Genomic DNA, 14,366 nt, shown 5'->3' on the forward strand with positions numbered 1-14,366 from the left:
ATGATGTGGTCAAACCAGGCAACGCCGTGATCACAGCCAACCCCAAGACATCGGGCGGTGCACGCTGGGCGTACCTGGCGGCTTACGGCTACGCCCTGAAAAAGAACAATGGCGACGACACCAAGGCACGCGACTTCATCAAGAAGTTGTTTGAGCACGTCCCGGTTCTGGATTCCGGCGCTCGCGGTGCCACCGTCTCGTTCGCTGAGCGGGGCTTGGGCGACGTGCTGCTGACTTGGGAAAACGAGATCGCACTGATCAAGAAGGAGTTCGGTGACGACAAGTTCGACGTGGTCTATCCGCCTCAGTCGATCTTGGCGGAACCCCCTGTGGCCGTGGTGGACAAGGTGGTCGACAAGCGTGGCACGCGTGATGTGGCCACCGCTTACCTGCAATACCTCTACACCCCCGAAGCGCAGGACCTGATCGCCAAGTACTACTACCGCCCCATCGATCCGAAGGTGGCTGCCAAGTACGCCAAACAATTCCCCAAGATCAACCTGTTCTCGATTGATGACACGTTTGGCGGCTGGACCAAGGCTCAAAAGACCCACTTCTCTGATGGCGGCGTCTTCGATCAGATCTATCTGAAGAAGTGATTTGACGACTTACTCCCGCCTGCCACCATCCACGGCGACAGGCGACCCAAAGCGGCTTTGATGCTTCGTCGTCAAAGCCGCTTCTGCTTTGAGGCTCATCGGCAGAGTCATGCACAAAGCGCACAAGTGCATGCAAAAAGGATCGTTCTGCTTGCCGGCCCCACTCGCTATCGTGACGCCTTGATGTCTGTTCTTCCCATTCATTTGAACTTGCCATGGAACGCGTATTGACCCTGCCAGAGTCGCCAGCGGCGCCGCTCTCCATTCGCGCCAAGGCGTTGGTGTTCCACGACCCTGGTTCGCTGGATCTGCTGCAGGACGTGGAGCGCATCGCCAAGAGCGAGGCCACTGTCCTGGTGATCGGCGAAACCGGCACGGGCAAAGAACTGATTGCCCGACACATCCATGCGGAGAGCGGTCGGACCGGCCCGTTTGTACCTGTGAACTGCGGGGCCTTCAGCGAGACCCTGATCGATGCCGAATTGTTTGGGCATGAGGCGGGGGCCTTCACGGGAGCATCCCATGCGCGAGCGGGTTGGTTCGAAGCGGCCAACGGTGGCACGCTCTTTCTGGATGAGATCGGCGACCTGCCCTTGTCGCTGCAAGTGAAGTTGTTGCGCGTGCTGCAAGAGCGGCAGGTCGTGAGGTTGGGCTCGCGTCGCGGCATTCCATTGGATGTGCGACTGATTGCCGCCACCAACATTGACCTCGCACGGGCGGTGGAGGCCCAACACTTCCGCGCAGACTTGTTCTACCGGCTGAGCGTGGCAACAGTACGGCTCCCGCCCTTGCGTGATCGCCCCGCCGACATCCTGCCGTTGGCCCGGCACTTCATCGCCACATACTGTGTTCGTCTGGGGAGACCCTTGCTGTCTCTCACACCGCAAGCGCAACAAGCTTTGCTGTCGTACAGCTGGCCCGGCAACATTCGGGAACTTGAGAATGTCATCCACTATGCGCTCATCGTCTCCGGAGACGACTGCATCACCGAGCGAGACATCAAGCTGATTCCACTGTCTGGCGGTGCGCCGACAGGGCAAGATCAGAAGCTCGTCGTCGGGGGATTGGGCGCAGGGTCCCTGCGTGATGCTGCAAATGTATCTGCGCCATCCAGCGAGACACAAGCTGCATCGCTCCCTCCCCCAGCCGCCGACGAGTGGACCGCATTGGCGGAGGCATTCAGCCAGCTGTTGCGCAAAGGTGAAACCGACCTGTTCAGCAGGATCGAGGAAACGCTGATTCACACAGCCTTTGCTCACGCGGGTGAAAATCAAGTCAAGAGTGCCAAGGTACTGGGCATCACACGCAACATGCTGCGGACCCAACTCAAGCGGCACGGATTGCTCACGACAGGCGACGACCAGATCGAGCCGGTCTGACGGTCGAAAAAAGGCCGCAGCGATCAACTGCGGCCAATCTGGATCATGCTTACGTCCCTTACCAGGCCGGCGCCTTTTGCTCACCTGACGCAGCCGGGGTCGCCTGGACGGCAGGCACGTCTTCCTCAGCAGGCTTGGCATGTCCCTCATGCGCTTCAGCATCTGCCGCGCTGGACGATCCGTTCGACGCCGTGACCCACACGCCCGACGCCACATAAAGCGAGGCGGCCGACACCACCAATGAAATCGTCAAGGCGCCCCAACCCGCTTGATGGGGTGTCTTCACACTGGCTGGCACATCCTTCCAGCCCGTCACCATGGGTCGGACCAGATTGTCTTTCTTGAACCGGGTGTAGAACACGATGGCGGCCACATGCAGGGCAATCAGCCCATACAGGACCTTGACCAGTTGATGGTGCAGATTGGTCAAGGCGATGGATCGCTCTTCCGAGACCAAACTGGCAAGCGGCCCCGTGAACGAAATCTCGTCGTTGCCAAACGCGCCGGTCAGCGCCTGTGCAGCGACGACGCCCAGCAGCGCCAGAACAGACAGCGCGCCCAGCGGGTTGTGCCCCACACCTTGCCATTGCCCCTTCACATAGGCCCAGACCGTGGCAGGCCCCGGCACAAATGTGGCAAAGCGGGCGTAAGTCGAACCCAGCCCCCCCCAAACCAGGCGGAAAACGACCAAGCCCATCACGGCCAGGCCTGCCTGAGCGTGCAGACTCATCCAGCCCCCTCCCGCCAAGCCGGTGGCAATCGCTGTTCCCACCGATGCCAGCAAGCCCCAGTGGAACAGGCGTAGCGGCAAATCCCACAACCGAATCCGCTTGCGCGGCGCAGACAAGGCATCGATGACCTCGGTGCGCGTCAGGTCTGATACGTCCATCGTCTTTTCAACATCCATCTCGATGACTCCCCTCACGCGTCAGGCCGGCAAGGTCTGCACACGCTCCAGTCGTTCTGCCGGCGTGGCGTAATTGATCTCATGGCTGAATTCGCTGAGCACGTCATCCTTGATGGCCGTGAATGCCGCAGACACGCGGTCGCGAGGACGCTCCAGATCCACATCCACAACGCGCTTGATGCGACCAGGCCTGGGCTGCATGATCACCACGCGGTCGCCCAGATACACCGCCTCTTCCACGTCGTGTGTCACCAGGATGGCCGTGATGCCCTCGGCCTGCCAGATGCGTTGCAACTCTTGCTGCAGCCGCGTACGGGTCAAGGCATCCAGCGCACCAAAGGGCTCATCGAGCAACAGCACTTCAGGTCGGTTGACGAGTGCTCGGGCGATCGCCACGCGCTGAGACATTCCTCCCGACAACTGATGCGGATAGGCCTTCTCGAATCCCTTCAGCCCCACCAACGCGATGTGCTCGGCGACGTTCTTGTCCTTCTCGGACTGGGTGCCCGGTGCATTCAGCAAGCCCAGGCCAACGTTTTGCTCGACGGTGAGCCAGGGAAACAGTCTGTGCTCTTGAAACACAATCCCGCGCTCAAGGCTGGTGCCCTGAATGCGCTTGCCATCCAGCAGGATGTCCCCCTGGTACTCGCTTTCCAGACCAATCAGCATGCGCAGCAGGGTGGACTTCCCGCAGCCGCTGGAGCCCACAATGCTGATGAACTCTCCGGGCTTGATGGACAGGGAGATGTTGTCGAGGACTTTCAAGGGCTTGCCCTTGACGGTGAAATGTTTGTTGACGTTTTGAATGTCGATGGTGCCAGCGTGAGGCATGACAGACTCCTGAAAAATGAACAGTGACGGGGGGCGTGCCGGTGAAGGCCTCAGTGATGCGACACACGCCAGCGCAGCAGGCGACGCTCTGCCAGTTCTGCAAGGCGGTTGAACAGGTTGCCGACCACCCCGATGGCAATGAGCCCAAAAATAATCAACTCGACATTGAAGGCCATTCGCCCTTTGAACACGGTGTTGCCAATGCCTTGGCCGTCATTGACCAAGAGGTACTCCGCACCGATGGTGGCCAACCAGGCGTAAATCAGCCCCAGGCGCAATCCGCCCAAAATCTGAGGTGACGCCGCAGGAAGAATCAACCGTGTCAACAACTGGAGTCGACTGAAGCCATAGACCTTGGCCACCTCCAGGTGTGCAGGCGTCACGCCCTTCACGCCATCCAGCGTTCCCAGTACCACCGGATAGAACGCCGAGAACGAGATGAAGATGATCTTGGCCAGGTCGCCCGTGCCCACGATGGCAGACAAAAGAGGCAGCCACGCGAACAAGGAAATCTGTCGAGCGGTGTGAAAGGTTGGCCCCAACAGTTTGTCAGCCAAGCGTGAGACACCCAGCAAAACACCGACCGTCACACCGACGATGGCGCCAATGCCAAAGCCAGAGAGATCACGCCAGAGGCTCAGCGCGATGCCGAGGTAGAAGTCAGCCTTGACCAACTCCTGTGCCCCGGTTGTCAGCACCCCCACCGGCGGCACGATCAATTTGGTGTTCACCCAATGCAGGGCGGTCACGGCATACCAGACGGCGAGAAACAACACCGGCAAGACCAGCCCGCGCAGATCAAGCCGGCTCGAAGTGGATTTGTTTTCAGACATGGCAATCCCTCTCAAAATGCGGTTCGGCGCCAGCGCTGCAGACGTGACTCAATCAAGCGCAAAGCCAACTCAATGACAATGCCCATCACCCCGATCGCCAACATGGCCACAATCACCATGTCGATCTGGCTGAGTTGGCGGCTGTACGCCATGAAGAAACCCAAGCCTTCGCTGGATGACAGCAACTCCACAAAGATGACCGACAGCCAGGCCTGCATGACCCCCTGACGCAATCCGGTAAAGAACGCCGGGGCAGCAGCAGGCAATACGATTCGGAAAATCACTTGCAGAGGCGAGAACTGATAGACCCGTCCCACCTCCAGCAATGACTTGGGAATGTTGGCAATGCCGTTGTAGGTGCTTAGCGCCACCGGCACCACCACAGAGATGGACACCGCGGTGATCTTCAGCGCCTCATCAATCCCGACAAAGATGATCAGCAGAGGAATCCAACCCAACACCGGCAGTTGCGCCAACGCATTGAAGGTAGGTTGAACATAGGCCTTGAAGGACTGGGACAAAGCCATGCCGAATCCCAGCACGGCACCCACGCCACCACCGATCAACAAGCTCCACCCCGCGCGTGCCAGGCTGTACTTGACGTGTCCTTGAAGCTCACCAGAGTCCAGCACCAACTGCAAGGACTCCCAGACAAACGCAGGTGATGGCAGGATTTGCTCAGCAATCCAATGACGGTCTGCAGCCAGCCACCACAAGCCCCAAAGCAGAATGGGAAAAATCAGTCCTAACGCCACGGTGGAAACAAGATTCAGCCCTTGCCGTGCGGCATCCACCAATGTGGATGCCACAGGCGTCACATCGGACGTTGTTACGGCTGTCGCGGGAAAGACGTCTATATCGTCAGCGGATGAACTCATGGCACGAACTCTCAAAAATGCGCAGTTGATCCCCGGCATGCCTGCCGAGGATCGCGTTACCTAAAGCGGGTAGACGCTCAAATGAACTTGCCGGAGGCGTCCTGTCGAGGCCAGTAGTTCTCCAGCTTCAAGTCATGCAAGGCGTTGTTCAGGTACTTGCGTTCGATCCAGCCATCCAGGCTGACCTCGCGGCGCGTCAGGCGGTACTTCTTGGTCTCTTCAATCGACTTTTGAATGGAGGCCACGTAGTAGTCGTCCAGCAAAGGATTGATCCGATTTCTCAGATCCTTGACACGATCCCACTCGCGCTTGTTGTCGATGTAGGTGTTACGGCCAGAGCGAGTCCACAGTTGGTACTGTGCTTCCCGGTTTGCTTCCTGGGTACTCCAGTGCGCGACCTTGACCAGTCGTGTCACGATCCGCTGGACGATGTCGGGATACTGCTGCTCAAAGGCTTCTCCCACCCAAACCGAGCCAGGCGTTGTGATGGCCCAGTCGTCCACGATCTCGGCGACGCGACGCGCCACGCCACGAGCCTCCAGCCCCCAAGGGGTGTCGAGCACGCCCTGGATGTCACCAGTGGCCAAGGAGGCACGCTGGTCATCCAGGATCTGGCTGATGATGCGGAACTGCTTCTCGGGCTCGGTGAAGCCATATTTGCCGAGCACGCGATAGAGGCGCAACTGCGTGGCGGTCCCCTTCTGGACAGACAGGGTCTTGCCTTGCAAGTCAGCCACCGACTTGGCAGTCGACGTCGCAGGCGCCACCAGATACACATTGCCGCCACGGCTGGACGACAGCAGGATCTTGTGCTTCAAACCTGTAGAGCGCCCCACGATCAGAGGCAAGTCACCGTGCCCAAAGCAAAAGTCCAACAGGCCATTGGCAAAGCTTTCGTTCAAGGCCGGACCGGCGCCGACAAAGTACTTCCACTCCACCTTGATGCCATCGGCAGCGAACTCCTGCTCGATCTCACCGCGGAAGACCGCATTGGCGGCGAAGCCGCTATCCGGCAGGGGGCGCCCGCCCGTACCTGCACTCGGAAAGCCGATGCGAATGGTGGCTGGCTTTTTGGCCGATTGCGCAAATGCGGCAGAAGTACCCAAACCCACAAGGGCTGGCGCGCCGAGGCCCGCAATCAGGGCCGAATTAAAGGAACGACGTTTCATCTTGATGTTCTCCAAAACTGGACTGAGGTCAGAAGGTGGCGCTGAACTGGGCTTGAATGCCGTTGCTGCCACGAGGAGTGCCGGCTACGGCGGGAGCTGCCCGATAGAAGTTGTGCACGTGGACGTAATTGACCTTGAACGAGGTGGTCTCCGCGAAGAAGACGTTCAGGCCGGCCGTGGTCGTGAGCGACTTGTCATCCAGGGCAGTGGCGCTGCGGTTCGGATCTGCAGAGTCAAACCGCAGGAATGCCTGATACGACTTGGGCCAGTAGTCATCAAACTTGCCTTGTTGCTTGGAGCTGCTCAGGAACTGCTCACCCCAGGTGTAGCCAAAGTTGACGTACTGATAGACGCTGCGCTTCTCGCCATCGCCATTGAGCAGCAAGTTGGCGGCCAGTGGCTGAACGTCCTGCTTGCCATACGCCCATTCGTATGAGACCGAGAACGGCAGATGGGTCCAGTTGATGTCAAAGCCTGTGCGGTCAAAGTTGCCCTTGCGGTAGACCGCCGCGGCACTGCTGGTGGTGGCCGTGTTCAGCGTTGGGTAGCCACGATAGAACGACGCACCAATCTGCAATTGACGGAACCAGCTGGAGTAATCAACCGGCAAGGTGTAGACCAAGCGGGCAGAGAAATCTCGTGCAGAGTTGTTGTCTTGCTTGTTGCTGCCGTTGCCGTTGTAGACACCAAATGCATAGCTCAACAACGGAGCCCGGTAGTTGTTCGTGAAGTCGACATAAGGATCGATGTCCCCAGCCACCACGACCCCGATCTGACGCTTGTTGAAGCCCAAGCCACCGACGTATGTGGCGGAGCTGATGGCGGCGCGAACTTCAGGGTCCAGTGCCTGTGCATCCAAGCCGAAGGGAACGGTCTGCTGCCCCACTGTGATCGTGCCCAGCGGGTCTTCCAGATTGCCAGATGCAGGCTGGAAGCTGTAGCGCAGGTAAGCGTCGGTCGCGTTGAACTGCGAGCCATCCGCGCTGGCTGAACTCAGGTTGGTCGAGCTGCCATAGTTGGACGCCGAGCTGAAAGCCAGACGATAGGTCAGATTGCGGCCTTCCGCGTAGTCACGGTACAGGTTGCCTGTGAAGTTCAAGCCGAGCACGGGCGACGTGAACCCGTTCTTGCGAGCTTGCCCGGCTGCCTCTGCGCCAAATGCTGAGGTGTTGCCCGCAGGCACCGAAGGCCCCCAGGTTTGGTAGCCCAGAGTCAGCGACCCGCCAATCTTGGTGTTGCGGGTCACGCTGGGAATGTTGCGTTCCTGCAAGCGGGACTGGTCGTACTTGTAGTTCTCCATGTCCGCACGCAAGCCCTGGATGTCGGCTTTGCTCGCTGGGGTGCGTGCGTCCAACGCTTCCTGGCTCTCTTCTTGCCCTTCAGGCACTGGGGCGGTCGCCGCCGCTGCGCCATCTTGGCTGCGCTTGAGTTGATCGCGCAGTTCATTGAGCTGCTTGCTGAGTTCTTGCACGCGCGCCTGCTCCAAAGCAGGCGTCGCGGCAGGCTGGTTGCCCTTCTTCAGCTCTTGCAGTTGCTTGCGAAGTTCTTCAACGGTCGATTTGAGCGCTTTGATTTCGCTGCTTGCCCCGGTTGGCTGCGCATGCGCCGCCGCACCAGTCAGGGCCAGCAGAACCGCCCCCGCCAGCACTGTTCTTTTATATGTTGGATACACCTTGGTAACTCCTGGACGAATGTGGATGTGAATTTGAGCTCGACATTCACTTCGCAGAATCTGTGCCAGCTTTTTCAGGCATTTCAAGGGCACTTTCACATATATAGACACACACACTGCTGCCATATCAACAACAACCCTGCTGATAAATCAACACCTCTGCATTCCAGCCAACACACAACGAGCAAATTCACTCCACAAATAAGCCGCAACACACAACAAATATCCATACAAATCAACAACTTAACATCTCAACAAAATTTCCGCCGAGAAAAGCAAAAGCTGGCCCACAAGTTGCATCAGTGCCGCCACGCCGCTTGCACTCCGGCATTTACCTGAAGACATCCACTAATCGAATTTGAATATTGGCAAATGTCATTCAGTCAGAAGTTAATTTGAAAAACGACTATCGTATTTGAGGTAATCAGTGATGAAAAAATCGATATATCTGTCGATTCTGCTGGGAAGCTTGGCCGTCTCAAATGTGGGCGTCTCTTCTGCAGCTGAGGAAGCCAAAGCCGTGGTGGATGTCGCAAAGGCTGCGACGCGCGCCTGGTCGCCTTACCAACCCATCAGCGCGCCGGCCGCTCCAGCGGTCAAGCAAAAGAACTGGGTCCGCACGCCCATCGATGCCTTCATCCTGGCGCAGCTCGAAGGCAAGGGCCTCAAGCCTGCGAAGGAAACGGATCGCGCCACTTTCATCCGCCGCGCCACGCTGGACGCGTGGGGACTTTTGCCCACACCCGAAGAGGTGCAGGCCTTTGTGAACGACAAGTCTCCCGATGCCTACGAGAAGCTGGTCGATCGCTTGTTGGCATCGCATCACTTTGGCGAACGTCAGGCCCGCCGTTGGCTGGACTTGGCCCGCTATGCGGACAGCACAGGCTTCCAGAATGACAACACCCGCCCGAACAACTGGCGCTATCGCGACTGGGTGATCACAGCCTTCAACCAGGACAAGCCCTTCAATCGCTTCATCCAGGAGCAGATCGCTGGCGATGAGTTGTGGCCGAACGACCAAAGCGCGAGGATTGCGACAGGCTTTCTGGCCGGCTATCCGGACAACTTCAACTCCCGTGACCTGGTGCAACGCAAGTACCAGATCGAGACCGACATCACTGACCTGGTGGGGGAGACCTTCTTGTCGACCACCATTGGCTGCGCGCGCTGCCACAACCACAAGTCTGATCGCATCAGCCAGAAGGAATACTTCCAGCTGCAGGCATTCTTTGCCAACACGGCGTTCAACGAAAAAACGCCTTTGGCCAAGGGGACAGAAACCGTCTACGACGCAGAGTACGAGAAGGCTCAGGCTCACTATCAGGATGTGACCAAGGATGTTCGCGCCAAGATGAAAGCCATCTTGGACTTGGTTCGTGAGGATGGCCGCAAGTACTACAACGAGCGCTACCTGACCGACAGCCGCGACTCGATCTTCAAGCCAGAGGCTCAGTGGAACGCACTGGACAAGTGGGTGAACTGGCGCAAGCAGGCGGTGGCATCGGACAACGAGATCCGCACCTACCTGGAAGACGTCGCCACCAAGCCGACGTTCCAGTACTACAACGCAGAGCTGTTGCCCAAGTGGAAGGAATACCAGGAGCTCGAAGCTCAGCTCAAGCAATATGACAAGGTCAAGCCTGCCAAGGGCTCTGACAAGTACACCACCGCCTTTGAGCTGACCAGCACCGAAGTCCCGCCCACGTACGTCCGCTTCGGCGGCATCCACGAGCGTCCGACCGAAGCTGTGCAGCCGGCCATCCCTGCACTGTGGGGCGGCAAGGGTGAGGTCAAAGTCACACCCACGACCACATCGTCAGGTCGCCGCTCTGCCTTGGCTCAGTGGCTGAGCTCGGATGCCAACCCGCTGACCCCTCGCGTGTTCACCAACCGCGTTTGGGCGCAGTATTTCGACAAGGGCATCATCGCCACCGTTCACGACTTTGGCCGGGCAGGTACCAAGCCGACCCACCCAGAACTGCTGGACTACTTGTCTAGCAATTTTGTGAAGAACGGCTGGAGCATCAAGAAGCTGCATCGCGAGATTCTTCTTTCTGCCACCTACCGCCAATCGTCCGACGAGCGTCCAGATGCCGTCAAGGCCGATCCCGAGAACAAGCTGCTGGCGTTCTACCCGCGCAAGCGCCTGGAAGCCGAAGTGCTGCGTGACTCACTGCTCTACGCATCCGGCCAGCTGGTTGACAAGGTCGGTGGCCCCTCTGTGTTCCCGCCTGTGGTCAAAGCATCCAAGGAAGCCATCGGCGCAGCCGACTTCCAGGGCAATCGCGCCTGGACGGTTTCGGACGACAAGGAGGACTGGAACCGCCGCAGCATCTACGTGTTCACACGTCGTAGCTATGCCTACCCGATCACTCAGAACTTCGACCCGGCCAACCCGAACCAGCCGCACCACAAGCGTGATGTGACCACCACACCGCTGCAGGCCTTGACCTTGTTCAACAGCGAGATCGTCTTCGACTGGTCGCAAGCCTTGGCGGGCCGGGTGATCAATGAGGCCGGTCAGGACGAGAACGCCCAACTGAACCGCTTGTACGAAATCTTGTTCTCCCGCAAGCCGAACAAGACGGAGTTGAGCACCTTGAAGGCCTTCCTGGCCGACGAGCAAATCGCCATTCGCGAGAAGGCGCTGAGCGGCAAGTTTGAGGTCGCGCTGCCCCAAGGCCTGAAGAGCGCAAAGGCCTTTGACCCCGTCAAGTCCGCTGCATTTGTGGACTTGGTCCACACCGTCGCGAACTCCAACGAGTTTGCCTACCGCTTCTGATGCGCCCGCATCCATTCATCAAATTGAGGACATTTCCATGAGCAACGATTCCCGTCGCGACTTCCTGAACAAGTCCGGTCTGTTTCTGGGCGGCGCCGCACTGAGTGGCTTCATCCCTGGCATCGGCCCCATCTCAGCTGCGACTGCGGCTGAATTGGCTGACCCACTGGCCCCCAAGTCGCCACACTTCCCGGCCAAGATCAAATCCGTGATCTGGTTGCATCAGGATGGCGCCCCCAGCACCCTCGACCTGTACGACTACAAGCCCGAACTGGTGAAGCTCGCGGGCAAGGAGGTGCCTGCATCCTTCCTGAAAGGCATCAAGACCAGCACGCAAGGTGGCGTGGGCAAGCTCTACGCATCCAAGCGCACCTGGAAGCAACATGGCGAAAGCGGCGCATGGTTCTCCGACCTGCTGCCCAATCTGGCCCAGCACGCTGACAAGATGACCTTCATCAAGTCCAGCGTGACCGTTGGCGCCACCCACGACATTTCCATCCTCAAGCTCAACACAGGTGACGTGAACCCCGGTCGCCCCTCACTGGGCGCCTGGATCACTTATGCGCTCGGCTCGGCCAATCAAGATCTGCCTCCCTACGTCGTGCTGTACAACGGCGATCGCGAACCGCAAGCCGGATCGGTGAACTGGAGTTCCGGCTTCCTGCCTGCGGTGTACCAAGGCACGGCGTTCCGCCCCGGCGCCAATCCGATCCTGTACCTCGATCGCCCCGAACTGCGTAATGGCACTCAGCAGCGCAAGTCGCTGGACTTGCTCAAGCGTCTGAACACCTTGGGCGGCCAACGCTACCCCAGCGACACCGAGTTGCAGGCACGCATCCAGTCCTACGAACTGGCTGACCGCATGCAGGCAGCCGCACCCGCCGCCGTCGACATCAGCAAGGAATCAGAAGCCACACGCAAGCTGTATGGCATTGATGACAAGTACAGCCGCAGCTACGGTGAGGTGCTGCTGCGTGCTCGCCGCCTGGTCGAGAAGGGCGTTCGCTTCGTGCAAGTGGTGTCCTCGCTGCCCCAAGACATCGACACCGATCGTCGCAACTGGGACGCGCACGATGAGCTGGAAAAGAACCACGGGATCATGGGGCGCGTGGTCGACAAGCCCATCGCGGGTTTGCTCCACGACCTGAAAGAGCGTGGCCTGCTGGACTCCACCCTGGTCGTCTGGACATCCGAGTTTGGTCGCACGTCGTGGGGCGAAAGCGGCAGCGGCCGCGACCACAACCCCTGGGGCTACACCCAGTGGCTGGCCGGCGGCGGTCTGAAGGCGGGCTTCACCTACGGCGAAACCGACGAGATCGGTCTGCAAACAGCAGACAAGGACAAGGCCGTCGACACGTATGACTTGCACGCCACGGTGCTGCAGTTGATGGGGCTGGATCACCTGAAAACGACCTACCTCCACAGCGGCCGCTCCGAGCGACCGACCGTGGTGTACGGCAAGGTTGTCAAAGACATCCTCGCCTGATGAAAGGGCCTGCCCATCCCCGATGCGATGGGCAGGCTCACGGATAGATCGGGACAGAGATCTCGACGGAGAGAAGTCACATGAAGAAAGCAAGCATTTTGTTCGGCGTCCTGCTCGTTGTGGTCAGCGTGGCCAAAGCCGCTGGCCTGGACATGGACCTGATGCAAACCGTGGAGGACACCAACAAAAGCCTCTCGTCCAACATCGCCTTGCAAGACGCTTCGGCCAGCACCAAAGACGCACAAGAGCTGCATGAACTGTTCAAAGTGGTGGAAGGCCATTACCAAAGCAAGCCCGAAGCGCCAGACGGTCTGGAGTTGTCTCGCAAAAGCCTGCAGCTGACCGAGCAAATCATCAAGCAAGTGGGCGCCAAGGACTTCACGGGTGCATCAGACAGCTCGACCGCGCTGTCGAGAACCTGCCGCGCGTGCCACACCTTCTACAAGCAATCTTGATGAAGAGGTGCTTGGTGAAGACCGCTTTGCTCATGTTCATCACGTCGGCACTGCTGTTGGCGGCTCAGGGTGCATGGTCCGCTGAGACCAAAGGTCGCTCCACGCCTGCGCGGACGGGCAAGGCGACTGAGTCCGTTGGCAATGCGGCCATGGGCAAAGTCAAAGCCGAGTCGGAGCGCTGCATCGAGTGTCATGGTGAAGACGGCAATGGGGCGGGTCACTCCAATGGCCCCGAAGGCAAGTTCCCGAAGCTGGCGGGGCAGCATCCGGCCTACATCCTCAAGCAGATTCGCGACTTCCGATCTGGCGCGCGATTGCATGACCAGATGGCCATCATGGCCCGCAGCGTGTCGGATGAGGACGTGCTGGACATCGCCGCCTACTTCGCCAGCCAGACCACGACTGCTGGAGACGGCGCAAGCCACCCCATCGGTCAGGCCTTGTTTGAGCAAGGTGATCCAGCCAGAGGTGTGGTGGCCTGTGCGAGTTGCCACGGGCCACGTGGACGAGGGCCGACTGCATCCCCGCTGACGCCGCGACTGGGGGGACAAGAGTGGCGCTACCTGGACAAGCAACTTCAGGACTGGCGTTCCGGCGAACGTCGCAATGCCCCGGACGGGGTGATGAACAAAGTCCTTCAACCCCTCAGCGCCGCTGAGATTGAGAGCCTCACCAACTACCTGGCGGCTCAGTGAACAGATCAAGGAGAACAAGCATGAAGCATTGGATGGTCGCAGCGCTGCTGTCGAGCCTTGTCGCCGCCCCCGCGTGGGCGGCGCTGAAGGAAGGTGATGCCGCACCGGACTTCAAATTGCAGGCATCGCAAGACGGCAAGGCCTTCACGTACTCGCTGAAGGACCAACTCAAGAAGGGGCCCGTGGTCGTGTATTTCTACCCGTCGGCCTACACCGGTGGCTGCAACGTGCAAGCGCACACCTTCGCAGTGAACGTCGACAAGTTCGCGGCCGCGGGGGCGTCCATCGTGGGGGTGTCCCTCGACAGCATCGCCCGCCTGAACAAGTTCTCGGCAGACCCCGACTACTGCGCCGGCAAGATCCCGGTCGCATCGGACCCTCAAGGTGCCGTGTCCAAAGCCTTTGACTTGGCCGTGACCGATCGCCCCGGTCGCAAGGACACCCGCGGTGATGACATCGATCACGCCTTTGTGGAACGCACCACCTTCGTCGTGACACCTGACGGCAAGGTCGCCGCAACGATTGGTGGGGTCGCCCCGCTGGTCAACGTCGACCAAGCGCTGGAGGCGGTCAAAGACATCGCTACCAAGCGTGCCATCGGGTCCGGATCCTGATCCCCTGTTTCCTCACATGCCTGATGAATCGTCGGGCGTTTCTGTTCGCCAACTACGAAAGACAAG

13 protein-coding genes are annotated in these 14,366 nt (G+C 59.3%); 7 read left to right on the forward strand and 6 right to left on the reverse strand.

The window, feature by feature from the left end; translation table 11 throughout:
• Positions 1-599 (forward strand): sulfate ABC transporter substrate-binding protein (locus ACOYNB_RS12270; RefSeq protein WP_422839334.1); only part of this gene is annotated, 599 nt, incomplete at its 5' end.
• Between the two features lie 215 nt (positions 600-814).
• Positions 815-1,978: a sigma-54 interaction domain-containing protein gene (locus ACOYNB_RS12275; protein ID WP_422839335.1), complete on the forward strand. Its 1,164-nt coding sequence runs from the start codon at positions 815-817 to the stop codon at positions 1,976-1,978.
• 58 nt (positions 1,979-2,036) lie between these two features.
• Here ACOYNB_RS12275 and ACOYNB_RS12280 read toward each other — a convergent pair whose 3' ends face one another.
• From ACOYNB_RS12280 to ACOYNB_RS12305, 6 genes are all read right to left on the reverse strand, one after another.
• A complete protein-coding gene (locus ACOYNB_RS12280) occupies positions 2,037-2,867 on the reverse strand; it encodes a cytochrome b/b6 domain-containing protein (RefSeq protein WP_422839336.1) in 831 nt (276 codons plus the stop codon).
• Positions 2,868-2,906: 39 nt separating this feature from the next.
• Positions 2,907-3,716: an ABC transporter ATP-binding protein gene (locus tag ACOYNB_RS12285; RefSeq protein ID WP_422839337.1), complete on the reverse strand. Its 810-nt coding sequence runs from the start codon at positions 3,714-3,716 to the stop codon at positions 2,907-2,909.
• A 50-nt stretch (positions 3,717-3,766) separates the two neighbouring features.
• Positions 3,767-4,549 (reverse strand): ABC transporter permease, encoded by a 783-nt coding sequence (locus tag ACOYNB_RS12290; protein ID WP_422839338.1) that lies wholly within the window; start codon positions 4,547-4,549, stop codon positions 3,767-3,769.
• 11 nt (positions 4,550-4,560) lie between these two features.
• On the reverse strand, positions 4,561-5,427 hold the full coding sequence (locus ACOYNB_RS12295) for an ABC transporter permease (RefSeq protein ID WP_422839339.1): 867 nt from the start codon (positions 5,425-5,427) through the stop codon (positions 4,561-4,563).
• Positions 5,428-5,504: 77 nt separating this feature from the next.
• The gene (locus tag ACOYNB_RS12300; protein WP_422839340.1) at positions 5,505-6,596 is read right to left on the reverse strand and encodes a TetR family transcriptional regulator; all 1,092 of its coding nucleotides are present in this window, start codon (positions 6,594-6,596) and stop codon (positions 5,505-5,507) included.
• Positions 6,597-6,624: 28 nt separating this feature from the next.
• Positions 6,625-8,244, reverse strand: coding sequence for a hypothetical protein (locus ACOYNB_RS12305; protein ID WP_422839341.1), 1,620 nt, complete (start codon positions 8,242-8,244; stop codon positions 6,625-6,627).
• Between the two features lie 454 nt (positions 8,245-8,698).
• Here ACOYNB_RS12305 and ACOYNB_RS12310 point away from each other — a divergent pair, with 454 nt between their 5' ends.
• The 5 genes from ACOYNB_RS12310 to ACOYNB_RS12330 all read left to right on the forward strand — a co-directional run bounded on the left by ACOYNB_RS12310 (position 8,699) and on the right by ACOYNB_RS12330 (position 14,300).
• Entirely contained in the window at positions 8,699-11,050 is a 2,352-nt protein-coding gene (locus ACOYNB_RS12310; RefSeq protein ID WP_422839342.1) for a DUF1549 and DUF1553 domain-containing protein, read from the forward strand.
• Positions 11,051-11,087: 37 nt separating this feature from the next.
• Positions 11,088-12,536, forward strand: a complete 1,449-nt coding sequence (locus ACOYNB_RS12315) for a DUF1501 domain-containing protein (RefSeq protein ID WP_422839343.1) — start codon at positions 11,088-11,090, stop codon at positions 12,534-12,536.
• Between the two features lie 80 nt (positions 12,537-12,616).
• Positions 12,617-12,991 (forward strand): hypothetical protein, encoded by a 375-nt coding sequence (locus tag ACOYNB_RS12320; protein WP_422839344.1) that lies wholly within the window; start codon positions 12,617-12,619, stop codon positions 12,989-12,991.
• A gap of 14 nt (positions 12,992-13,005) precedes the next feature.
• A complete protein-coding gene (locus ACOYNB_RS12325; protein ID WP_422839345.1) occupies positions 13,006-13,686 on the forward strand; it encodes a c-type cytochrome in 681 nt (226 codons plus the stop codon).
• Between the two features lie 20 nt (positions 13,687-13,706).
• Entirely contained in the window at positions 13,707-14,300 is a 594-nt protein-coding gene (locus ACOYNB_RS12330; protein WP_422839346.1) for a peroxiredoxin, read from the forward strand.
• The last annotated feature ends 66 nt before the right edge of the window (positions 14,301-14,366 follow it).

Origin of the sequence: Aquabacterium sp. (genome assembly GCF_049317225.1) — a bacterium.
GTDB lineage: Bacteria > Pseudomonadota > Gammaproteobacteria > Burkholderiales > Burkholderiaceae_C > Aquabacterium.

Coding starts and splice junctions, on each gene's coding strand:
- ACOYNB_RS12290 (WP_422839338.1), bottom strand. CDS start 4,549: ATGTCTGAAAACAAATCCACTTCGAGCCGGCTTGATCTGCGCGGGCTG.
- ACOYNB_RS12315 (WP_422839343.1), top strand. CDS start 11,088: ATGAGCAACGATTCCCGTCGCGACTTCCTGAACAAGTCCGGTCTGTTT.
- ACOYNB_RS12330 (WP_422839346.1), top strand. CDS start 13,707: ATGAAGCATTGGATGGTCGCAGCGCTGCTGTCGAGCCTTGTCGCCGCC.
- ACOYNB_RS12320 (WP_422839344.1), top strand. CDS start 12,617: ATGAAGAAAGCAAGCATTTTGTTCGGCGTCCTGCTCGTTGTGGTCAGC.
- ACOYNB_RS12310 (WP_422839342.1), top strand. CDS start 8,699: ATGAAAAAATCGATATATCTGTCGATTCTGCTGGGAAGCTTGGCCGTC.
- ACOYNB_RS12300 (WP_422839340.1), bottom strand. CDS start 6,596: ATGAAACGTCGTTCCTTTAATTCGGCCCTGATTGCGGGCCTCGGCGCG.
- ACOYNB_RS12275 (WP_422839335.1), top strand. CDS start 815: ATGGAACGCGTATTGACCCTGCCAGAGTCGCCAGCGGCGCCGCTCTCC.
- ACOYNB_RS12280 (WP_422839336.1), bottom strand. CDS start 2,867: ATGGACGTATCAGACCTGACGCGCACCGAGGTCATCGATGCCTTGTCT.
- ACOYNB_RS12285 (WP_422839337.1), bottom strand. CDS start 3,716: ATGCCTCACGCTGGCACCATCGACATTCAAAACGTCAACAAACATTTC.
- ACOYNB_RS12295 (WP_422839339.1), bottom strand. CDS start 5,427: ATGAGTTCATCCGCTGACGATATAGACGTCTTTCCCGCGACAGCCGTA.